Source organism: Vibrio kasasachensis (genome assembly GCF_050337565.1).
Lineage (GTDB): Bacteria > Pseudomonadota > Gammaproteobacteria > Enterobacterales > Vibrionaceae > Vibrio > Vibrio kasasachensis.
In genome coordinates this window covers 110,007-131,200 of record NZ_JAKJTB010000008.1, presented here as the reverse complement: position 1 = coordinate 131,200, position 21,194 = coordinate 110,007, and the positions used below count along the sequence as shown (strand labels likewise).

19 protein-coding genes are annotated in these 21,194 nt (G+C 43.3%); 16 read left to right on the top strand and 3 right to left on the bottom strand.

What is annotated here, in order from left to right:
- Nucleotides 1–138: 138 nt before the first annotated feature.
- From cysZ to crr, 5 genes are all read left to right on the top strand, one after another.
- Nucleotides 139–876, top strand: coding sequence for a sulfate transporter CysZ (gene cysZ, locus L4C38_RS00920; protein WP_428795655.1), 738 nt, complete (start codon nucleotides 139–141; stop codon nucleotides 874–876).
- A 360-nt stretch (nucleotides 877–1,236) separates the two neighbouring features.
- Complete coding sequence (gene cysK, locus L4C38_RS00915) at nucleotides 1,237–2,205, top strand: cysteine synthase A (RefSeq protein WP_428795654.1); 969 nt, start codon at nucleotides 1,237–1,239, stop codon at nucleotides 2,203–2,205.
- 301 nt (nucleotides 2,206–2,506) lie between these two features.
- A complete protein-coding gene (locus tag L4C38_RS00910; protein ID WP_428795653.1) occupies nucleotides 2,507–2,764 on the top strand; it encodes an HPr family phosphocarrier protein in 258 nt (85 codons plus the stop codon).
- A 138-nt stretch (nucleotides 2,765–2,902) separates the two neighbouring features.
- Nucleotides 2,903–4,627 (top strand): phosphoenolpyruvate-protein phosphotransferase PtsI, encoded by a 1,725-nt coding sequence (gene ptsI / locus L4C38_RS00905; protein WP_428795652.1) that lies wholly within the window; start codon nucleotides 2,903–2,905, stop codon nucleotides 4,625–4,627.
- A 206-nt stretch (nucleotides 4,628–4,833) separates the two neighbouring features.
- Complete coding sequence (gene crr, locus L4C38_RS00900; RefSeq protein WP_428795651.1) at nucleotides 4,834–5,343, top strand: PTS glucose transporter subunit IIA; 510 nt, start codon at nucleotides 4,834–4,836, stop codon at nucleotides 5,341–5,343.
- 534 nt (nucleotides 5,344–5,877) lie between these two features.
- On the opposite strand, the gene L4C38_RS00895 is transcribed toward crr, so the two are convergent.
- On the bottom strand, nucleotides 5,878–7,503 hold the full coding sequence (locus tag L4C38_RS00895) for a hypothetical protein (RefSeq protein WP_428795650.1): 1,626 nt from the start codon (nucleotides 7,501–7,503) through the stop codon (nucleotides 5,878–5,880).
- A 113-nt stretch (nucleotides 7,504–7,616) separates the two neighbouring features.
- On the opposite strand from L4C38_RS00895, the gene L4C38_RS00890 reads away from it, so the two are divergent.
- Nucleotides 7,617–7,766 carry a hypothetical protein gene (locus tag L4C38_RS00890; RefSeq protein WP_428795649.1) on the top strand — a complete coding sequence of 50 codons (150 nt, stop codon included), beginning with the start codon at nucleotides 7,617–7,619 and terminating at the stop codon, nucleotides 7,764–7,766.
- 305 nt (nucleotides 7,767–8,071) lie between these two features.
- On the opposite strand, the gene L4C38_RS00885 is transcribed toward L4C38_RS00890, so the two are convergent.
- Complete coding sequence (locus tag L4C38_RS00885; RefSeq protein ID WP_428795648.1) at nucleotides 8,072–9,223, bottom strand: 2-octaprenyl-3-methyl-6-methoxy-1,4-benzoquinol hydroxylase; 1,152 nt, start codon at nucleotides 9,221–9,223, stop codon at nucleotides 8,072–8,074.
- A 258-nt stretch (nucleotides 9,224–9,481) separates the two neighbouring features.
- Here L4C38_RS00885 and miaB point away from each other — a divergent pair, with 258 nt between their 5' ends.
- The 5 genes from miaB (at nucleotide 9,482) to lnt (ending at nucleotide 15,095) form a co-directional block, all read left to right on the top strand.
- Complete coding sequence (miaB, locus tag L4C38_RS00880) at nucleotides 9,482–10,906, top strand: tRNA (N6-isopentenyl adenosine(37)-C2)-methylthiotransferase MiaB (RefSeq protein WP_428795647.1); 1,425 nt, start codon at nucleotides 9,482–9,484, stop codon at nucleotides 10,904–10,906.
- Between the two features lie 73 nt (nucleotides 10,907–10,979).
- Entirely contained in the window at nucleotides 10,980–12,077 is a 1,098-nt protein-coding gene (locus L4C38_RS00875) for a PhoH family protein (protein ID WP_428795646.1), read from the top strand.
- Nucleotides 12,077–12,541, top strand: coding sequence for an rRNA maturation RNase YbeY (gene ybeY, locus L4C38_RS00870; RefSeq protein ID WP_428795645.1), 465 nt, complete (start codon nucleotides 12,077–12,079; stop codon nucleotides 12,539–12,541). The genes L4C38_RS00875 and ybeY overlap by 1 nt, the downstream gene beginning before the upstream one ends.
- A 100-nt stretch (nucleotides 12,542–12,641) precedes the next feature.
- On the top strand, nucleotides 12,642–13,541 hold the full coding sequence (gene corC, locus L4C38_RS00865) for a CNNM family magnesium/cobalt transport protein CorC (protein WP_428795644.1): 900 nt from the start codon (nucleotides 12,642–12,644) through the stop codon (nucleotides 13,539–13,541).
- A gap of 30 nt (nucleotides 13,542–13,571) precedes the next feature.
- Nucleotides 13,572–15,095 carry an apolipoprotein N-acyltransferase gene (gene lnt, locus L4C38_RS00860; RefSeq protein WP_428795643.1) on the top strand — a complete coding sequence of 508 codons (1,524 nt, stop codon included), beginning with the start codon at nucleotides 13,572–13,574 and terminating at the stop codon, nucleotides 15,093–15,095.
- 156 nt (nucleotides 15,096–15,251) lie between these two features.
- Here the strand turns inward: lnt and L4C38_RS00855 are convergent, their stop codons facing one another.
- A complete protein-coding gene (locus tag L4C38_RS00855) occupies nucleotides 15,252–15,722 on the bottom strand; it encodes a zinc ribbon-containing protein (RefSeq protein WP_428795642.1) in 471 nt (156 codons plus the stop codon).
- 243 nt (nucleotides 15,723–15,965) lie between these two features.
- On the opposite strand from L4C38_RS00855, the gene leuS reads away from it, so the two are divergent.
- From leuS to rlmH, 5 genes are all read left to right on the top strand, one after another.
- Entirely contained in the window at nucleotides 15,966–18,542 is a 2,577-nt protein-coding gene (gene leuS / locus L4C38_RS00850; RefSeq protein ID WP_428795641.1) for a leucine--tRNA ligase, read from the top strand.
- Nucleotides 18,543–18,670: 128 nt separating this feature from the next.
- Nucleotides 18,671–19,300: an LPS-assembly lipoprotein LptE gene (locus tag L4C38_RS00845; protein ID WP_428795640.1), complete on the top strand. Its 630-nt coding sequence runs from the start codon at nucleotides 18,671–18,673 to the stop codon at nucleotides 19,298–19,300.
- A 9-nt stretch (nucleotides 19,301–19,309) separates the two neighbouring features.
- Nucleotides 19,310–20,323 carry a DNA polymerase III subunit delta gene (holA, locus tag L4C38_RS00840; RefSeq protein WP_428795639.1) on the top strand — a complete coding sequence of 338 codons (1,014 nt, stop codon included), beginning with the start codon at nucleotides 19,310–19,312 and terminating at the stop codon, nucleotides 20,321–20,323.
- Between the two features lie 77 nt (nucleotides 20,324–20,400).
- The gene (rsfS, locus tag L4C38_RS00835) at nucleotides 20,401–20,718 is read left to right on the top strand and encodes a ribosome silencing factor (protein ID WP_428795638.1); all 318 of its coding nucleotides are present in this window, start codon (nucleotides 20,401–20,403) and stop codon (nucleotides 20,716–20,718) included.
- Nucleotides 20,719–20,721: 3 nt separating this feature from the next.
- On the top strand, nucleotides 20,722–21,192 hold the full coding sequence (gene rlmH / locus L4C38_RS00830) for a 23S rRNA (pseudouridine(1915)-N(3))-methyltransferase RlmH (RefSeq protein ID WP_428795637.1): 471 nt from the start codon (nucleotides 20,722–20,724) through the stop codon (nucleotides 21,190–21,192).
- The last annotated feature ends 2 nt before the right edge of the window (nucleotides 21,193–21,194 follow it).

The following is a 21,194-nucleotide window of genomic DNA, read 5'->3' as shown; positions in this document are numbered from 1 at the left end:
ATTTACCAACAACTTTACCAAAACTATCCTAGGTTTTAGAACAAATTAATGTGAGAAGTTCCCACAATGTTGTGATTTTGAACACGCTTCTTTCTTGTTAAGATAGAAAAAGGTCGTTTTCCACACAGATAAAGCTATATGACAAAATACACAATATCACGTTCAGGGTTTGGTTATTTCTTTCACGGTATCGAACTTGCACTTAGCCCTGGCATTCGTCGCTTCGTTCTTATGCCCCTATTGGTCAACATAATTTTGGTCGGTGGTGCACTTTTCTATTTGTTCTCTCATTTAGACAATTGGATAAATCAGTGGATAGGTCAACTGCCCGAGTTTTTATCTTGGCTAAGCTATATTTTGTGGCCACTATTAGTCTTAACCATATTGGCTACCTTCTCCTACTTCTTTAGCACGCTGGCCAACTTTGTTGCGGCACCATTTAATGGACTGCTGGCAGAGAAAGTTGAAGAATACCTGACAGGGCAGAAAATAAATGACGATGGCATACTGAGTGTGGTGAAAGATACACCTCGGGTTCTTGCTCGTGAATGGCGTAAATTACTCTATGTATTGCCAAAAGCAATTGGGCTCTTTCTATTACTGCTAATTCCAGCGCTAGGTCAAACCATTGGTCCAATTTTATGGTTCATTTTTACTGCTTGGATACTTGCCATTCAATATTGTGACTATCCCTTTGATAACCACAAAGTGAATTTCAATGAAATGCGTTACAATTTGAAACAAAAACAAGGCAAAGCGTACAGCTTTGGTGTTTTAGTTAGTTTATTTACTACCATACCAATCTTAAATTTGATTGTTATGCCCGTTGCTGTTTGTGGTGCAACCTCTATGTGGGTAAGCGAATTCAAAAAATAGTCGTCACTCATTTCATCAGTTGACCTCTGAGGTCGTTATTGCTACCTCAGAGTGATACTAAATTGGAATATACTCAGAATGTCGACTTCAAATGGATTAAGCCACACTCTCAATTGGGTTATTAAATTATATCAATACGCCTTCCAATAGAAGGCGTCTAACAAGCTGACTTGATAACGTCATTTATCCTCAAATCAACTATATAAATAATATTGGGGTATTTTAAATAAGATATAACTTTTTAATCCTTCTCTCATTTTTGAAAAAGCCCTAATCTTTATCCACATCCACTAAACACATATGTTTGCGCGGTCAGAATCAGACATACGAGCAAATAGCCATCTTATGAAGGACCAGACAATGAGCAAAATCTACGAAGACAATTCACAAACTATTGGTAACACGCCTCTTGTTCGCTTAAACAAAGTTGCAAAAGGTAATGTCTTAGCCAAAGTGGAAGCTCGTAATCCAAGCTTTAGCGTGAAGTGCCGTATTGGCGCAAGCATGATTTGGGATGCAGAAAAGCAAGGAAAACTAAAACCAGGGGTTGAGCTTGTTGAACCAACAAGTGGTAACACTGGTATCGCACTCGCTTTCGTCGCCGCAGCTCGTGGTTACAGTTTGACGCTTACTATGCCTGAATCAATGAGCCTTGAACGCCGTAAATTACTGAAAGCACTTGGTGCAAAACTAGAGTTAACTGAAGCCGCAAAAGGCATGAAAGGTGCGATTGCGAAAGCCGAAGAAATTGCAGCAAGCAACCCTGAAAAATACCTTTTACTTCAGCAGTTCGACAACCCAGCGAACCCAGAGATCCACGAAAAGACAACCGGTCCTGAAATTTGGGAAGCAACTGACGGCGCTGTCGATGTTATCGTCGCAGGTGTTGGTACTGGTGGTACTATCACTGGTACAAGCCGCTACATTAAGGGTGAAAAAGGCAAAGCAATTACTTCTGTTGCTGTAGAACCAGCTGAATCACCAGTTATCGCTCAAGCACTCGCGGGTGACGAAATTCAGCCAGCTCCTCATAAAATTCAAGGTATCGGTGCTGGTTTCATCCCAGGAAACCTTGATTTAGAGCTTTTAGACCGCGTTGAATCTGTTACCTCTGAAGAAGCTATTGAGATGGCTCATCGCCTAATGAAAGAAGAAGGCATACTAGCTGGTATTTCTTCTGGCGCAGCCGTTGTTGCGGCAAACAAAATCGCCGAACTACCTGAATTTGCTGGAAAAACAATTGTCGTCGTTTTACCAAGCTCAGGTGAGCGTTACTTAAGTACAGCACTATTTTCTGGCTTATTTACCGAGAAAGAGAACCAACAGTAATACGTAGCCAAATCAAATTTTCGTTTAAAAAAGCCCCATTCAGGGGCTTTTTTGTTGATCCTAACGATACCTTTGGTAATATCAGGAATGTTTTATTTTTGGCTTCAAAATAATATTGCCAAACGGTATCTAAGTAGTGATGATTGGCACTGGTTGTTACAGTCATTACTGCCAAAATTGTAACCAGTATCAGTTTCGACACAAATTGCTGGCTAGTTTTATAGAACAGGTCATCATAAATCGTTAAGCTAGGCTTGGTTAAAAATACTATCTAAAATATAAATTAATTGGGGTATAACAAATGTACGAGAAGCAAGTTGAAATCACTGCAGAAAACGGTCTTCATACTCGTCCTGCGGCACAGTTCGTAAAAGAAGCTAAAGCATTTGATGCTGACATCAATGTGACTTCAAGCGGCAAAAGCGCAAGCGCAAAAAGCCTATTCAAACTACAAACTCTTGGCCTAGTTAAAGGTACTGTTGTAACAATTTCTGCTGAAGGCCCACAAGCACAACAAGCAGTAGACCACCTAGTTGCTCTAATGGATCAACTACACTAATTCGGTCTCCTATTTTTGAAGCCATTTTGTGAAAACAGAATGGCTTTGTTGGAAATAGGTCCTAACATAAGCTAAACATTAACGTTAGCGCACCCATATTTTTTTCCAGTTTAAAGTTGACCAATTTAAGGTAAGGCTATGATTTCAGGTATCCTAGCATCTCCTGGTATTGCTATTGGTAAAGCACTACTACTTCAAGAAGATGAAATTGTCCTAAACAAAAACGCAATCTCTGACGATCGAGTAGAAGCGGAAGTACAATGTTTCTTCGACGCTCGCAACAAGTCATCAGCTCAGCTTGAAATGATCAAGCAAAAAGCACTTGAAACCTTCGGTGAAGAAAAAGAAGCCATCTTTGAAGGCCACATCATGCTTCTTGAAGACGAAGAGCTAGAGGAAGAAATCCTAGCACTCATCAAGAAAGACAAGATGTCTGCCGATAACGCAATTTATACCGTTATCGAAGAACAAGCATGCGCATTAGAATCACTAGACGATGAATACTTAAAAGAGCGCGCTACTGATATTCGCGACATTGGTTCTCGTTTTGTTAAAAACGCACTTGGCATCAACATCGTTTCTCTAAGCGATATTGACCAAGAAGTAATCCTAGTTGCTTACGACTTAACGCCATCAGAAACTGCGCAAATCAATCTAGACTACGTACTAGGTTTCGCATGTGATATCGGCGGTCGTACTTCTCACACTTCAATCATGGCTCGTTCTCTTGAACTACCAGCAATCGTTGGTACTAACAATATTACGAAACAAGTGAAGAACGGCGACATGCTAATTCTTGATGCGATGAACAACAAAATCGTGATCAATCCATCAGAAGAAGCGCTTGCGGAAGCAAAAGCAGTGAAAGCTGCATTCATCGCTGAAAAAGAAGAACTAGCAAAACTTAAAGATTTACACGCAGAGACTCTAGACGGTCACCGTGTAGAAGTTTGCGGCAACATCGGTACAGTAAAAGACTGTGACGGCATCATCCGCAATGGTGGTGAAGGCGTTGGTCTGTATCGTACAGAATTCCTATTCATGGACCGCGATTCACTTCCTACTGAAGAAGTACAATACCAAGCGTACAAAGAAGTTGCAGAAGCAATGGAAGGTCAATCGGTAATTATTCGTACTATGGATATCGGTGGTGATAAAGATCTACCATATATGGATCTTCCAAAAGAAATGAACCCATTCCTCGGTTGGCGTGCAGTTCGTATCAGCTTGGACCGTCGTGAAATCCTACGAGATCAGCTGCGTGGTATCCTTCGTGCATCAGCACACGGCAGTCTGCGTATCATGTTCCCAATGATCATCTCTGTTGAAGAAATTCGTGAACTGAATAAAGCTATCGAAGAATACAAAGCAGAACTACGAGCTGAAGATATCGCATTCGATGAAAATATCGAAATCGGCGTAATGGTTGAGACTCCTGCAGCTGCAGCGATCGCTCACCACCTAGCGAAAGAAGTTGCGTTCTTCTCTATTGGTACTAACGACCTAACTCAGTACACGCTAGCAGTTGATCGTGGTAACGAGATGATTTCTCACCTTTACAATCCTTTATCACCTGCTGTACTGACTGTGATTAAGCAAGTTATCGATGCTTCTCACGCGGAAGGTAAGTGGACTGGTATGTGTGGCGAGCTAGCAGGCGATGAGCGTGCAACTCTACTATTACTAGGTATGGGATTAGATGAGTTCTCAATGAGCGGAATCTCAATTCCGAAGGTTAAGAAAGTGATCCGTAACTCTAACTTCGCAGAAGTTAAAGCAATGGCAGAAGAAGCTCTTTCCCTACCAACAGCAGCAGAAATTGAAGCCGTTGTAGACAGATTTATTGCAGAAAAATCTAAGTAATCTGCATAGCTAGTCTACACGAATTGAACAATTAGGAAGCTATAACTAAGATTTTAGAGATTGATAACATTAAAAAATCAATTTTTATGCGTCAAAGTTGTAGCCTCCTTATTAGCGTTTTGTTGCGCTAAAACTGTTCGTTTATTCGAGTAGATTGGTATACTATATTGCGAAAGAACAAAACTAAACGTTAGGAGCATGACACAATGGGTCTGTTTGATAAACTTAAGAAGCTAGTATCTGATGATAGCGCTGATGTTGGTGCAATTGAGATCATCGCACCTCTATCTGGTGAAATCGTAAACATCGAAGATGTGCCAGATGTGGTATTCGCAGAGAAGATCGTTGGTGACGGTATTGCTATCAAACCAGCTGGTGACAAGATGGTAGCTCCTGTAAACGGTACTATCGGTAAGATCTTCGAAACTAACCACGCTTTCTCTATCGAGTCTGACGACGGTGTTGAGCTATTCGTTCACTTCGGCATCGATACAGTTGAACTGAAAGGCGAAGGCTTTAAGCGTATCGCTGAAGAAGGTCAAGCTGTTAAAGCCGGCGACACTATCATTGAGTTTGATCTAGCTCTTCTAGAAGAAAAAGCGAAGTCTACTCTAACTCCTGTTGTTATTTCTAACATGGACGAAATCAAAGAGCTGAACAAGCTTTCTGGTTCAGTGACTGTTGGTGAAACTCCAGTATTACGAGTAACTAAGTAATCTAGCCAGATAACAAACGCTGCCTTCCTGATCCGTTAAGACATTTGAGTGATCATTTGACCAAGCGTTAGAAAATCTTCAAATCCGATATTAGTTCGCTAATATCGGATTTTTCATGTCATCAGAAAATCTATTCATTACAAATTCCCAACCCTCAATATTCTCTAACCTTGACTCGCTTCAGAACGATTCAGCCATTAAGCTTTAAAGCACAGCAAAATCAGAGTGCTAATATACCCAAGTAACCTCAAGATGCTTAGCTCAGCGAGAGTTGTTAGGTTTGCAGGCAAGACGTCGATTTGAAAATCTAATTGCTCTAAATTGAGAATCGCTTTTCTAACTATCACACCTATCAAAAAAGATTAAATAATTGTCGACGCGACTTCTTCTCCCAACAATTGAAGAACGCAGATATCTCGATGAGGTAGGTTGAAAACAAAGTATATGTGATAAAAAATGCCAGCCAACTTAACTGACTGGCATTACCAAACATGCGCACTTATCAATTTAAGTGCCTTTTTTCGATAAAGATACTTATGGTGTCGGAGCTGGACAAAGTGGACAATTCGCTTCGACCAACATTCCACTATCTACCGATGCGCCCGTAATAGCATTAGCCCCAGTCGCGAATACCGTATCTTTAAACGTTCTCACAGAGTGTGCAGCCACACCACCATTCGCCACATCAGTACTCGGAGTTGGGATATAGTTCCCACCGTAGTCTTTACAGCTGCTTGGTCCAATATCACCAACTGGGATATTAACCGTGATTCCATCATGTTTCTCTGCGATGGATACATTTTCAATTTTTACGGCACTGGTATTACAAACCTTACCGTTATATTTAACTAACAAACCATATGCACCTGAGGCATTTTTTTCAACAAGTGTCTCACACTGCTTGGTTATGTTCATTTCAGCTTGAGGTGTTACAACTGGACAGGTTGCTTGCGATGTTACATCTATCACTATTTCACCTCCGGTTTTGAGCGCCGCGCTTACCGAAGCCTCATTTAGTGCACCTATAGTGGTTGTCTCAAACGTACCTGTGTAAGATTCCGTTACCCCGACTCCAAGAGAAGCGGTATAGAAGGTATCACCAGCTGTAGTATCGTCAACATTGATATCAAAAAGAGTACCAAAACCAGTATTAGTCACATCGATTTTATAACCATAAATTATAGAGTCACCGGTCGTCGACACTTCCCCTCCGGTACAAGTTTTCACCACTTCCATACCACAGAGTTCAAATTCCCCTAAAACAAAGTCTTTCAGTGCTGCGGTAAAAGAGCTAGAAGAACGTGTCTCTGCCATATAGCTACTAAAACAGGTACCTGTACCACCCAATAGCTGGGTTAAATTAACCCCACCTTCATAGAAACTCTCGAATGGAAATACGTTAGATGAACCAGATTTAGGGGTATAAGACCATGGCGATGGTTCAGCACTGTGATTAGTTGTTGCGCAACCTAGATCATCGTTTTCGGAACCACACTCAGCCGAACCTGTCACATCATCAGATTCAGCTTTTAGACGCAAGTTCTTAGCCGCACAATCACCAGGGGCTGGATCATTGCTATCCGCTTTTGGACAAGTATCATCCCATAGAACCATCGCAATATACGGTACCGCATTGGCGCCTTGTGGGTAGTCAACCAAAATCAATACATCACCGTTGATATGAACTCCAGAAAAAGTGCCATCTGGTAGCGCTGCAACTTGGTCTTGGAAGAACCAAAACCCCATAAACGCGTCACCTACATTGGCAAAGCGATCTGCACCGAAGTAAATCACAAGATCTTGCCCAGAGTTACCATCATCAACACCGTATGCAGCTGCATAGGCATTGGTTAAATCATCTTTATCCGGCACAGAACCATCTTTATGCTTCCAGTCTGGGATATCTTGAATATCTTTCCTACCGCCTGTAAAGATTGAAACTGGCGAAGGGTCAGCAACAAACAATGAGACATTCGCATTGTCTGTCCCCAAAAAGACGTTTTCCCAATCCTCTCCATCGACAGCTAAGTTATTAAACGCATCTCCTTCTAATTCAAATACACCATTGTCATGTACCGCCCACGATACTGAGCTAAACAAACTCAATATCAGTCCAAGTAAAAATATTCGTACCAATTCTCTGAATTGACTAAAGTCCATCTTGCTTCTCCTTTTTAGTCGATTTTTGGACTTTTATCCCACAGATAATGAACCGCAGGATAAGAAACGAATAAGCAACTAAACGCCAGGATGCTTTGTTCGCTAGGAGCGATATGGCAATTTTCAAACCAGAATGTAATGCATTGTTTTTATTTAAAATAAATAATGAAAGGTCTATTTTTCAAACTATTGTGGACAATTTTTGGCTGGAATTTGAAACACTGTTTACAGGTGACAAAAAGAAAGCTAACCATTCTAGTTAGTTACACTAATCTAGTATGTACACCTGTAGTTAACAGGTGTACATGTTTGAAACAGTCTCTTTCATAGACAGAGGAGATATCGTATATATACTAGTAAATCGACAAGCGAAAAATATGAATCCTCCGCCGCTGACGACTATGATTGTTTGGACTAGGTATTCTATACCCAAGAAACTTGAAGATGCAGGTAGGCGGCAAGTAAGAAAGTCCCCTGAGCATAGGTGAACTATGTGATTGGGGCGCACGAACACAGCCAACACCGCTGCAACTTCAAGTATGACGGGTATATCTACAAGATCCGGCTATTATTTTAACCCTAACGCATATTTCAGAACGTGCTTTTTAACGGGTCCCGCATTCTCCGCGATTTTAAGTGCTGCATTACGCAGTAATTTCAATGGTCTAATATCATTACTGAAACCTTTATAAAATAAATCCATTCCTGACTGCATCAATAGATTATCACTACGACGCTTACGTTCATAAGCTGCAAGTACATCCGCAGATAACGATTCGCCCGCCGTTACATTCAATAGTGCTTCAACATCTTTAAAGCCCAAATTAACCCCCTGCCCTGCCAGTGGGTTAATGGTATGAGCGGAATCTCCAACCAGAATACAGTGGTTTTTTACATACTGTTGGGCATGACGTCGAGTAAGAGGAAATGAACCGTGCCGAAGTACTTTGATATCACCTAGTTCAGCCGGGAAATGAGTTAAGATTTCTTCTCGCAACTGGTCATGGGACATATTACTCAGTTGCTCAATTCGTTTTGGTGAGTCATACCAAACCAATGATCCTTGCTTTCCACAAAGCGGTAAAAATGAACGAGGACCTGAGGGGTAAAATTGCTGCCAGGTAATGTCTTGCTGCGCAAACTCAGTTTCAACATTGATCAACATACAATGCTGGCGATAATCCCAAGCCGTGATACCAATCCCAGCTTGTTCGCGCACTTTTGAATTGGCACCGTCCGCACCAACTAGCCATTCCGCACTCAGAGTAGCCCCAGAGTTAAGATTGATTTGCACGCTATCTTCAACAGAAATAGACGCAAGAGAATCTGGACAGATCACAGTCAAATTGGGGTATTGTTCAAATTGCTGCCAAAGACCAAGTTGAATAAGACGATTTTCAACAATGTAACCTAGTTGCTCCAAGCCCAACTCATCACTGTGAAAACGTACACGGCATTCTGGATGCTCCCAAGTTTCAAGACGGCGATACGGACAAATTCGTGTGGCTTGAATCGATTGCCATGCACCTAGCTGATCCAGAATCTGGACAGATTGATGAGAAATAGCCGATACACGTATATCCATTGGCTGTTGTTCTGAATAAGGCTGAGGTGCATGCCCTTCCACCAGCACAACTTGTCTTCCTTGCTTAGCAAAGCCAAGCGCTATGGCGGCACCGACCATGCCACCACCAATCACAGCAATATCAAACTTATTCATTTCTACACGTCATCATCTTGATTTGTGGGTGAATTTTAATTGTACGTATTGATTACGAAAATGTAACTAAAAACCGTATCAGTACAAGGGGCAAAGCCCTTGCAAATTCGGGCTTTGACTGATTTTACCACAGCACTAGTCAGGTGCTTTTTAAAGCAGTACAATACGCCGCTTACCGCCGAGAGGGCGGCTATATTTTGGGCTGCAAATATCTATTGTGGCTCAGCGAATTTAAGACTTAACACGAGCGAAAGTGAGATGAGTAAGAAACTGCTAATTAAAACTTGGGGTTGCCAGATGAACGAATATGATTCATCCAAAATGGCCGACCTGCTTAACGCTGCAAACGGCTACGAGCTAACAGAAGACCCTGATGAAGCAGATGTACTTCTACTTAACACCTGTTCGATCCGTGAAAAAGCACAGGAAAAAGTTTTCCATCAACTTGGACGTTGGAAAACGTTAAAGGATAAAAAAGCAGGCGTCGTGATCGGAGTCGGTGGCTGTGTGGCAACTCAAGAAGGTGACCACATCCGTCAACGCGCACCATTTGTAGACGTGATTTTTGGTCCGCAAACACTGCACCGCTTACCTCAGATGATCAAGCAATCTCTGCAAAACGAAGCGCCTGTGATGGATATCTCTTTCCCAGAGATCGAAAAATTTGACAACCTTCCTGAGCCTCGCGCAGAAGGTGCTACTGCATTCGTTTCTATCATGGAAGGCTGCTCTAAATACTGTACTTACTGCGTAGTGCCATACACACGTGGTGAAGAAGTTAGTCGCCCTATGGATGATGTGCTGTACGAAATCGCACAGCTTGCTGAACAAGGTGTACGTGAAGTTAACCTTCTAGGCCAAAACGTAAACGCATTCCGTGGTCCAACACATGATGGTGAGATCTGCTCATTTGCAGAATTATTGCGTTTAGTCGCCTCAATTGATGGTATCGACCGCATTCGCTTCACGACTAGTCACCCACTTGAGTTCACTGACGATATTATCGCGGTATACGAAGATACACCTGAACTTGTGAGCTTCCTGCACCTGCCAGTACAAAGTGGTAGCGACCGCGTACTAACGATGATGAAACGTCCACACACGGCTATTGAATACAAATCAATAATCCGAAAACTACGTAAAGCTCGCCCTGATATTCAAATCAGTTCAGACTTTATCGTGGGTTTCCCTGCAGAAACAGACAAAGATTTCCAAGACACAATGAAGCTTATCAAAGACGTTGATTTCGATATGAGCTTCAGCTTTATCTTCTCGCCTCGCCCTGGAACACCAGCAGCCGATTACCCATGCGATATCGCTGAAAGTGTCAAGAAAGAACGTTTGTACGAACTGCAGCAAACCATCAACTCACAAGCAATGCGTTACTCTCGCCTAATGCTAGGTACTGAGCAACGAGTTCTAGTTGAAGGTCCATCAAAGAAAAACCTGATGGAACTGCGCGCTCGTACTGAAAACAACCGCGTAGTGAACTTTGAAGGTTCAGCCGATCTGATCGGTCAATTTGTTGATGTTAAGATTGTTGATGTAATGACAAACTCGCTACGTGGTGAGCTTGTTCGCACAGAAAAAGATATGGATCTTCGCAGTGTTATTTCGCCAACTCAAATGATGGCAAACACACGTCGCGAAGACGAGCTAGGTGTAGCAACCTTTACGCCATAGACTCGTATTAACGCCATGTAGGAGAGCTGATGGTTATTGGCTCTCCCTACAATGGCAACAATGAGAGGTAACTTTGAGCAATAAAATCGTTACTCTAGAGATCGCTCTAGAACCTGCCGATAACCGCCGTTTAGCCAGCTTGTGCGGTCCATTCGATGATAATATCAAACACTTAGAGCGCCGACTAGGTGTTGAAATCAGCTACCGTGGCAACTTCTTCACTATTGTGGGTAAACCTCATACCTCAGCAGCAGCGCTCGAGATTATTAAAACTCTTTACGTTAATACTGCCCCTGTTCGCGGCAACACGCCCGATATCGAGCCGGATGAAATCCATCTCGCGATCAAAGAAACCGGTGTGCTTGACCAAGATTTCGAATCGAGCATTGATCATGGTAAAGAAGTCTTCATCAAAACCAAAAAAGGCGTAATTAAGCCACGCACACCAAACCAAGCTCAGTACTTGGTGAATATGGTGACGCATGACATCAGCTTTGGTATTGGTCCTGCTGGTACAGGTAAAACCTACCTTGCCGTTGCCGCCGCTGTCGATGCGCTTGAGCGCCAAGAAATTCGTCGAATTTTGCTTACGCGCCCAGCAGTTGAAGCAGGTGAAAAGCTCGGCTTCCTTCCTGGGGACCTAAGCCAAAAAGTGGACCCATACTTACGCCCTCTTTATGACGCACTGTTTGAGATGCTTGGCTTTGAAAAAGTTGAAAAACTCATCGAGCGTAACGTGATTGAAGTTGCTCCACTCGCTTATATGCGTGGTCGTACACTCAACGATGCGTTTATCATTCTTGATGAAAGCCAAAATACCACAGTGGAACAGATGAAGATGTTCCTAACTCGAATTGGCTTTAACTCGCGCGCTGTAATTACCGGTGATGTGACTCAGATTGACCTGCCACGCGGTGCGAAATCAGGTCTTCGTCATGCCGTTGAAGTGCTTAATGAAGTTGAAGAGATCAGTTTTAACTTCTTTCAGTCTGATGACGTCGTTCGCCACCCTGTGGTTGCGCGTATTGTTAACGCCTATGAGAAATGGGAAAACCAAGATCAAAAAGAGCGTAAAGAGTTCGAAAAACGTCGCCGCGAAGAACGTGAAGAAAAGCTACTTGAAGCACAAAAAGCAGAATTACTGCCGTCCGTTCCAGAGAGTAAAGAATAATGACCATTGAACTTGACCTACAATTAGCAGTCGTAGATCAACAAGGACTGCCAAGCTTCGATGATATCCATTTATGGTTAAACAACGCGGTTTCTCTGTTTCAAAAAGAAGCAGAAGTAACAATACGTATCGTAGATGAGCCAGAAAGCAATCAGCTTAACTTGGATTATCGCGGTAAAGACAAACCAACTAATGTACTTTCTTTCCCATTTGAAGCACCTCCAGGCATTGAAATTAACTTGCTAGGTGATTTGATCATCTGCCGCCAAGTCGTTGAACAAGAAGCTATTGAGCAAGATAAACCTTTGTTTGCACATTGGGCTCATATGGTTGTACATGGCAGCTTGCATCTGCTAGGTTATGATCATATCAATGACGATGACGCTGACGAGATGGAGTCGCTCGAAACTGAAATTATGCAAAAAATGGGGTATGAAGACCCATATATTGCAGAAAAAGAGTAGCAACTGTTACTTAGTGGACAGTGTCACCATCCTTAATCTGATGTGACCCTAGCCAATGTGTGCTATCACACTTCTGATAGCGTTTTTGTAATGAGACACAATGAACGAAGACAATTCGCCCTCATCTGTAGAAGGTAAGAAAGAAAAATCTGAAGGTCCGAGTAGAAAGTCCTTCTTTGAACGCCTAGGTCAAATATTTCAAGGTGAACCAAAAGATCGCCAAGAGCTTGTGGATGTAATCCGTGACTCAGAAATAAATGACCTGATTGACCACGACACCCGAGATATGCTTGAAGGTGTTATGGAAATCGCCGAAATGCGTGTGCGAGATATTATGATCCCGCGTTCGCAAATGGTTACCGTGGAACGCACAAATGATTTAGATGCACTGGTTGCTCTAATCACGGATGCGCAACACTCTCGCTATCCTGTGATCAGCGAAGATAAAGACCATGTGGAAGGTATTCTATTAGCGAAGGACCTACTTAAGTACCTAGGTTCAAACAGCGCAGATTTCGACATTGAACAAGTGATTCGTCCTGCGGTGGTTGTCCCTGAAAGCAAACGTGTAGACCGCCTACTTAAAGAATTCCGTGAAGAACGCTACCATATGGCGATTGTTGTGGATGAATTTGGTGGTGTTTCTGGTCTTGTGACTATTGAAGATATCTTGGAAGAAATCGTTGGCGACATCGAAGATGAATTTGACGACGAAGAAGAACTGGATATTCGACAACTAAGCAAGCACACATTTGCCGTAAAAGCCCTAACCACTATTGAAGAGTTCAACGATACGTTCGGGACTTCGTTCAGTGATGAAGAAGTGGATACCGTAGGTGGTTTGGTGATGACAACATTTGGTCATCTTCCTTCTCGCGGTGAAGTGGTAGAAATTGAAAGCTACAGCTTCAAAGTAACCGCAGCGGACAACCGACGTGTTGTGCAACTGCAAGTTACCGTGCCTGATGAAGAACAGTTCACACTACCATCCGAAGAGTAATCCACCATTCTTCTCAATTAAGAAAATACGATGATTAGTAATCTAGTTCATCGCCTCAAGCGGCCCGTCGGGGCCGCTTTTGTTGGCGCCATAACAACATTTGCATTCGCACCTTATCAAATTTGGTCGCTGGCTTTTTTCAGTGTTGCCGCTCTGTTATTGCTCATTCATGGTCAGTCCGTGAAGAAAGCCGCATGGATCGGTTACGCCTGGGGGCTTGGTCAGTTCATCACGGGTATCAGTTGGGTACACGTTAGTATTGATAGCTTTGGTGGCATGCCAAAAATCGCTAGTGTCTTTTTAATGGCACTCTTGGTTGGCTATTTGTCTATCTACTCCGCCTTGTTTGCCGGTTCACTTAACCGATTTGCACCACAAAACAATCGCACTCGATTTTTTATCGTTGCCCCTGCATTATGGCTTATCTGTGATTGGCTACGTGGCTGGGTTATGACTGGTTTTCCATGGTTGTGGTTGGGCTACAGTCAAATTGATTCTCCCCTTTCAAGCTTCGCTCCACTTGGAGGAGTAGAGCTAATCACACTGCTTGTGGTTATAAGCGCAGCAGCAATCAGCTACGCGATTTTATGCAAACATTGGCTGACACTTGTTATTCCGGCAGTGATACTGGCAACAGGCTTTGGTTTAAAGGGCATGAATTGGGTAACGCTCAACCCGGATGGCGCAACAAAAGTCGCACTAATTCAAGGCAATGTCGCGCAAGAATTGAAGTGGGTGCCAAGCCAGCGCTGGCCAACGATTATGAAATATGTCGATTTAACACGCCAAAACTGGGATGCCGACATCATCATTTGGCCAGAAGCGGCAATCCCTGCGTTTGAATTTGAAATCAGTTCATTTTTATCCAACTTGGACAGCAATGCCAAAGCGAATCATAGCGCCATAATCACAGGTGTTGTAAACCAAGACAACCAGCGCCGTTTTTACAATAGTATCTTGTCACTCGGTGAAACCAACTATGGTAGCTACAGCTATGATCTAGAAAAGCGCTACCATAAACACCATTTGCTGCCATTTGGAGAGTTTGTTCCGTTCGAAGCGATTTTGCGTCCTATTGCACCATTCTTTAATTTGCCGATGTCTTCATTTAGCAGTGGGGACTTTATTCAGTCCAATATAGATGCTAATGGTAAGCAGTTGGCACCAGCACTATGTTATGAAATCATTTTTGGTGAGCAAGTTCGACAGAACATCACCGATCAAACCGATTTTATCTTAACTTTATCTAATGATGCTTGGTTCGGGCGTTCGATTGGTCCCTTGCAACATATGGAAATCGCACGCATGCGTGCATTAGAGTTTGGCAAACCTGTCATTCGCTCCACAAATAATGGTGTGACCGCAGTAACCGACGACAAAGGTAATATCACCGCTGAGATCCCTCAATTTGAAACTGGCGTGTTACGTGCCAATATCACCCCCACAATAGGGCAAACGCCTTACCATGGTTATGGTAGTTGGCCGCTGTACTTGTGGGTTGCGTTTTGCGCAATCATCGGTTGGCGAATGAGAAAGTATACCCAAGAAACTTGAAGATGCAGGTAGGCGGCAAGTAAGAAAGCCCCCTGAGCATAGGTGAACTATGTGATTGGGGCGCACGAATACAGCCAACACCGCTGCAACTTCAAATATGACGGGGATATCAAAATAAGCAAAGGGCCCAATTGAGCCCTTTATTGCTTTACTCGGCTAAGGTTTTAGCGCCCTACGAGAGAAAGCCTTATGCCCGCATTGAGTGCACGGGATGATCTCTGTCGGGTGATTGTACTGTGTTTGGTGCCCGCACTCGTCACACACAAGTGTGCCCAAACCGATCACATCTCCAACTTCATATAGACCTTGGTGCTCCAAATCAGCAAAAAGCTCCACCCATTCCACCTTAGTTCGATCTGTGATCTCTAGCATTCCTTGCCAAATCGAGTCCGCTACCATCAGATAAAATGGTCCTTTCTTCGAATCCTCATAGTTATCCGCAAACTCTTTCAAATCAGATTTGACGTACGCAGAAATTAACGCCAATTCATCTTTGGTCATATCATTTGCGGCATTCATATACTTACCAGAGGTCTCTAACACATGGTTGACCTCTTCAGGACTATGTTTGAGCGTCTCTACTACGTCATCAAACATATCTTCATAACCCGTTTTACGTTTAGGCATAGTCACCCCTTATGGTTTTAGACAGTCTGAAAATTGATTTTCAGCTATGTAGTAATTGAATAAGCCCTCAAATACTGCCATTACGTACAGCAGGAAGAGAAAGAAAGCCGTCAACAATACTGCAAACTCAAGGATGAAGAGTGTTGGCTATTGTTGAACCTTGCTCCTTTATGTATTCTATGACGATCTATTATTGTCTGTTCTAACTGAACTCACACTTTCCAAGATAACCGGATATCATCGATGCAAGAGCAATATAACCCGCAAGATATTGAACAGAAGGTTCAAGAGCACTGGGACAACAACAAGACCTTTGTTGTAAGTGAAGACCCAAATAAAGAAAAATTCTACTGTCTATCAATGTTCCCATACCCAAGTGGTCGACTGCACATGGGTCACGTGCGTAACTACACTATCGGTGATGTTGTCTCTCGTTTCCAACGTCTGCAAGGCAAAAACGTAATGCAACCTATCGGTTGGGATGCATTCGGTCTACCAGCAGAAAACGCAGCAGTCAAAAACAACACTGCACCAGCGCCTTGGACATACGAAAACATCGAATACATGAAAAACCAGCTTAAACTGCTCGGTTTTGGTTACGATTGGAATCGTGAATTCGCAACGTGTACTCCTGAGTATTACCGTTGGGAACAAGAATTCTTCACTAAGCTTTACCAAAAAGGCTTGGTTTACAAAAAAACTTCGTCAGTCAACTGGTGCCCGAATGACCAAACGGTACTAGCAAATGAGCAAGTTGAAGATGGCTGCTGTTGGCGTTGTGATACCCCTGTAGAACAGAAAAAGATTCCTCAGTGGTTCATTAAAATCACAGAATATGCACAAGAGTTACTTGACGATCTAGACAACCTTGACGGTTGGCCTGAAATGGTAAAAACCATGCAGCGCAACTGGATTGGTCGCTCTGAGGGTGTAGAACTGTCTTTCTCTGTTAAAGGGGAAGAAGCACCACTAGAAGTCTACACAACGCGTCCTGATACACTAATGGGTGTGACGTACGTTGGAATTGCAGCAGGTCACCCTCTAGCTGAGAAAGCGTCTGAGACGAACCCTGAGTTAGCAGCATTCGTTGAAGAATGTAAAAATACAAAAGTAGCTGAAGCAGAACTTGCGACAATGGAGAAGAAAGGTATGGCTACGGGCCTTACCGCTATCCATCCATTAAACGGTCGTGAAGTACCTATATTTGTTGCTAACTTTGTTTTGATGGACTACGGCACTGGCGCAGTAATGGCTGTACCAGCTCACGACCAACGTGACTACGAATTTGCTACCAAATACGCACTAGATATCGTCCCTGTAATCAAACCTGCCGATAATAGCGAGCTTGATGTTTCAGAAGTTGCTTACACTGAAAAAGGCGTACTGTTCAATTCTGGTGAATTTGACGGTCTAGATTTCCACGCAGCTTTTGACGCAATTGCAACGAAACTTGAAGCCGAAGGTAAAGGCACCAAAACAGTAAACTTCCGTCTACGCGACTGGGGTGTCTCTCGTCAACGTTACTGGGGTGCACCAATCCCAATGGTAACAACTGAAGATGGCGAAGTTCACCCAGTACCGACAGACCAACTACCCGTAATTCTTCCAGAAGACGTGGTAATGGATGGCGTAACAAGCCCAATCAAAGCAGACAAAGAATGGGCGAAAACTACCTTCAACGGCGAACCAGCACTACGTGAAACCGATACCTTTGATACCTTTATGGAATCATCTTGGTATTACGCACGTTACTGCTCACCACAAGCTGATGACATCCTAGATCCAGAAAAAGCAAATTACTGGCTACCAGTAGACCAATACATCGGTGGTATCGAGCACGCTTGTATGCACCTATTGTACTCGCGCTTCTTCCACAAATTGCTTCGTGATGCTGGCTACGTAACTTCTGACGAACCGTTCAAACAACTACTGTGCCAAGGTATGGTATTGGCAGATGCATTCTTCTACACCACAGAGAAAGGTGGTAAAGAATGGATTGCACCAACGGATGTAACCATTGAACGTGATGGTAAAGGTCGTATCGAGAAAGCAATTGATAATCTAGGTCGTAACGTTGAGCACTCGGGCATGATCAAAATGTCTAAGTCGAAAAATAACGGTATTGACCCGCAAGAAATGGTCGATAAATACGGCGCTGACACAGTACGTCTATTCATGATGTTTGCATCACCTGCAGACATGACGCTTGAATGGCAAGAGTCAGGCGTAGAAGGCGCAAATCGCTTCCTAAAACGTGTTTGGAAGTTAGTGAAAGTACACTCTGAAAAAGGCGCAGCAGAAGCAGTAGATGCTGTAGCACTTTCTGGCGAGCAAAAAGCGCTTCGTCGTGACGTTCACAAAACTATCGCCAAAGTAAGCGATGACATTGGGCGTCGCCAAACCTTCAATACCGCTATCGCAGCAATCATGGAACTGATGAACAAGCTAGCGAAAGCACCGCAAGAGTCAGTGCAAGACCGCGCTATTCTTGATGAAGCTTTGAAAGCGATTGTCACAATGCTATACCCTATGACTCCGCACATTTCATACGAATTATGGAGTGCGCTGGGTGAATCAGACATCGATAACGCTTCTTGGCCAACGTTTGATGAAAAAGCACTCGTTGAAGATGAAAAAACTATTGTTGTTATGATCAACGGTAAGCTACGTGCCAAGCTAACGGTTGCAGCTGACGCAACAGAAGAGCAAGTGCGTGAACTTGGTCTAAACGATGAAAATGCGACTAAGTTCCTTGACGGTTTAACAATTCGAAAAGTTATCTACGTTCCAGGTAAACTACTAAACATCGTTGCTAACTAAATTTATTGCGAACTAATCGTATTAAATAAAGCCTTAAACAGGGTAGTATCACTACCCTGTTTATTTATCTCAAACCATTCTCCTGAGTGGCTTCAGATAAATAATCAATAACAGAGAGCCGTACGTCAATGCGTCTATTTTCCCTATCCTCAATTAAGTTAACTAGTGTAGTACTAGCAGCCACCTTACTGACTGCTTGTGGTTTCCATTTAAGAGGCGATTACTCTATCCCTGAAGAACTCGACACCATGTCTCTCACCAGTTACGACCAATACAGCACGTTTACTCGTATGATGCGTGGTCAGCTACGCATGAGTGAAGTCACCATAGTACCACCAGCGGCAAACGTACCTAATCTACACCTGCTCAGCGAAGGTGTGAGTGAGCGTACTCTCTCTCTTTATCAAAACACTCGTGCGGCAGAGAAAGAGCTGACCTTCAATGCATCATACCGAGTTACCATTCCGGATCTCGGTTCGCGTGAGTTTACAACTAACGTAACTCGCAGCTACTTAGACAACCCATTAACCGCACTGGCAAAATCAGTAGAACGCGACATGATTGAAGATGAGATGCGTAAGCTTGCTGCTAGCCAAATCATTCGACAAATGGCACGCCTAAAATCAGATATCGAAGCTGGCACTATGCTAACCGGTCAAGAAGTTGATGAGCAAAAAGCTCAGCAAAGAATGGAAGAAGAACAAGACCGTATTCAAACGATTGAAAATGAGACTAACTCAATTGATCTTGAGCAATAAGAGTCATTAATGCGTATTTTTGCAGATCGCTTAACGGATCAATTAAACAAGCAGCTCCATCCTATCTATCTGTTGTTTGGTAATGAGCCTCTACTCATTCAAGAGTCACGCCAAGCCATTCAACAGGCAGCCAAACAACAAGGCTTTGATGAACGGTATCGATTCGCTCTCGATACCGGCTTTGATTGGAATCAAGTCTATGACTGTTGCCAAGCACTAAGCCTATTCTCTTCTCGTCAATTGATTGAGTTGGAATTACCTGAAGCGGGCGTCAATGCGGCTATAGCTAAGGAATTAATTAATGTAGCTGAGATGCTACACCCTGATATCCTATTAGTATTGATTGGCACTAAGCTCAGTAAAGCGCAAGAGAGTGCTAAATGGTTTAAAACTCTTAATGGTCAAGGTTGTTGGGTCAGTTGCCTAACCCCTGACTTACAGCGCTTACCGCAGTTTGTGCAAGCTCGCTGCCGAGCCTTAGGTTTAATGCCTGATGCTGAAGCAGTGCAAATGCTAGCGCAGTGGCATGAAGGCAATCTATTTGCCTTAACTCAAAGCCTTGAGAAACTGGCTTTGATCTACCCTGACGGACAACTAAATATGGTTCGTTTGGAAGAATCATTAAGCCGCCACAACCATTTCACCGCGTTTCATTGGATTGATGCGCTACTTGCAGGTAAAGGGAATCGCGCACAACGCATTTTACGCCAGCTAGAAGCCGAAGGTGTCGAGGTCGTCATTTTGGTGCGTACCGTTCAGAAAGAGTTAATACAGCTACTGCAAATGCAGATGCAAGCCCAAAACAGCTCAGTTCCTCAAGTGTTTGATAATTATAGAATCTGGCAAAACAAGCGACCACTTTACTCTGCAGCAATGCAGCGCCTAACTGTCGCTCGCCTACAATCCCTGCTACAACTATTGGCTCAAGCTGAAGTATTAAGTAAAACTCAGTATGACCAGTCAAGCTGGCCACTATTGCATCAACTAAGTGTCGAGCTTTGCTTACCGCAAGTGAAGCTATAAAAAGCGTGTTATAATCCGCCGCCTAATTTAGCGCCAATAACTGCGATTCATCGCCAAGTTTCATTGAGGGTATCAATTTGCAACACCAACAACTAAACGTATTTCTTGTAGACAAAATAGACGACATGAAAGCACTAGATATTAAAACTATCGACGTGCAGGGAAAATCTAGCATTACGGATTTTATGATCGTTTGTACCGGAACTTCAAAACGTCATGTTGCCTCAATTGCTGACTATGTAGCGCGTGAAGCAAAACTAGTCGGTCTCGAACCACTCGCAGTAGATGGCGAAGCAGAAGGTGAATGGGTCGTAGTCGATATGGGTGATACCATCCTACATGTGATGCAAGAAGAACAACGCGAAATATACCAGCTCGAAAAACTCTGGGCTTAAGCTATGAAATTACAGTTAATCGCTGTTGGCACGAAAATGCCCAAATGGGTTGAAGAAGGTTTTCAAGAATACCGTCGACGCTTTCCATATGACATGCCTCTAGAGCTCATTGAGATATCTGCAGGTAAGCGTGGTAAAAACGCTGATATTGCCCGAATTTTGCAAAAAGAAGGCGAAGCAATGTTAGATGCCGTGCCAAAAGGCAATCGAATTGTTACGCTCGATATTCCAGGAAAAAAATGGGATACGCCGCAACTAGCTGAACAGTTAGAAAGCTGGAAGCTCGATGGTAGAGACGTGTCAATTTTAATTGGAGGACCTGAAGGTCTTTCACCGGCATGCAAAGCCGCTGCAGATCAAAGCTGGTCTTTATCCGCCCTAACTTTGCCACACCCTCTGGTACGTATCGTCATGGCAGAGAGCCTGTATCGTGCGTGGAGTATTACTGCAAACCATCCATACCATCGAGAATAAGC

What these genes read in the sequence shown, in the direction of transcription:
- L4C38_RS00890 (WP_428795649.1), top strand. Translation starts at nt 7,617, where the DNA reads ATGGCAATTTTCAAACCAGAATGTAATGCATTGTTTTTATTTAAAATA.
- L4C38_RS00855 (WP_428795642.1), bottom strand. Translation starts at nt 15,722, where the DNA reads ATGCCTAAACGTAAAACGGGTTATGAAGATATGTTTGATGACGTAGTA.
- L4C38_RS00910 (WP_428795653.1), top strand. Translation starts at nt 2,507, where the DNA reads ATGTACGAGAAGCAAGTTGAAATCACTGCAGAAAACGGTCTTCATACT.
- crr (WP_428795651.1), top strand. Translation starts at nt 4,834, where the DNA reads ATGGGTCTGTTTGATAAACTTAAGAAGCTAGTATCTGATGATAGCGCT.
- corC (WP_428795644.1), top strand. Translation starts at nt 12,642, where the DNA reads ATGAACGAAGACAATTCGCCCTCATCTGTAGAAGGTAAGAAAGAAAAA.
- holA (WP_428795639.1), top strand. Translation starts at nt 19,310, where the DNA reads ATGCGTATTTTTGCAGATCGCTTAACGGATCAATTAAACAAGCAGCTC.
- cysK (WP_428795654.1), top strand. Translation starts at nt 1,237, where the DNA reads ATGAGCAAAATCTACGAAGACAATTCACAAACTATTGGTAACACGCCT.
- leuS (WP_428795641.1), top strand. Translation starts at nt 15,966, where the DNA reads ATGCAAGAGCAATATAACCCGCAAGATATTGAACAGAAGGTTCAAGAG.
- L4C38_RS00895 (WP_428795650.1), bottom strand. Translation starts at nt 7,503, where the DNA reads ATGGACTTTAGTCAATTCAGAGAATTGGTACGAATATTTTTACTTGGA.
- L4C38_RS00845 (WP_428795640.1), top strand. Translation starts at nt 18,671, where the DNA reads ATGCGTCTATTTTCCCTATCCTCAATTAAGTTAACTAGTGTAGTACTA.
- ybeY (WP_428795645.1), top strand. Translation starts at nt 12,077, where the DNA reads ATGACCATTGAACTTGACCTACAATTAGCAGTCGTAGATCAACAAGGA.
- ptsI (WP_428795652.1), top strand. Translation starts at nt 2,903, where the DNA reads ATGATTTCAGGTATCCTAGCATCTCCTGGTATTGCTATTGGTAAAGCA.
- miaB (WP_428795647.1), top strand. Translation starts at nt 9,482, where the DNA reads ATGAGTAAGAAACTGCTAATTAAAACTTGGGGTTGCCAGATGAACGAA.
- cysZ (WP_428795655.1), top strand. Translation starts at nt 139, where the DNA reads ATGACAAAATACACAATATCACGTTCAGGGTTTGGTTATTTCTTTCAC.
- L4C38_RS00885 (WP_428795648.1), bottom strand. Translation starts at nt 9,223, where the DNA reads ATGAATAAGTTTGATATTGCTGTGATTGGTGGTGGCATGGTCGGTGCC.
- rlmH (WP_428795637.1), top strand. Translation starts at nt 20,722, where the DNA reads ATGAAATTACAGTTAATCGCTGTTGGCACGAAAATGCCCAAATGGGTT.
- lnt (WP_428795643.1), top strand. Translation starts at nt 13,572, where the DNA reads ATGATTAGTAATCTAGTTCATCGCCTCAAGCGGCCCGTCGGGGCCGCT.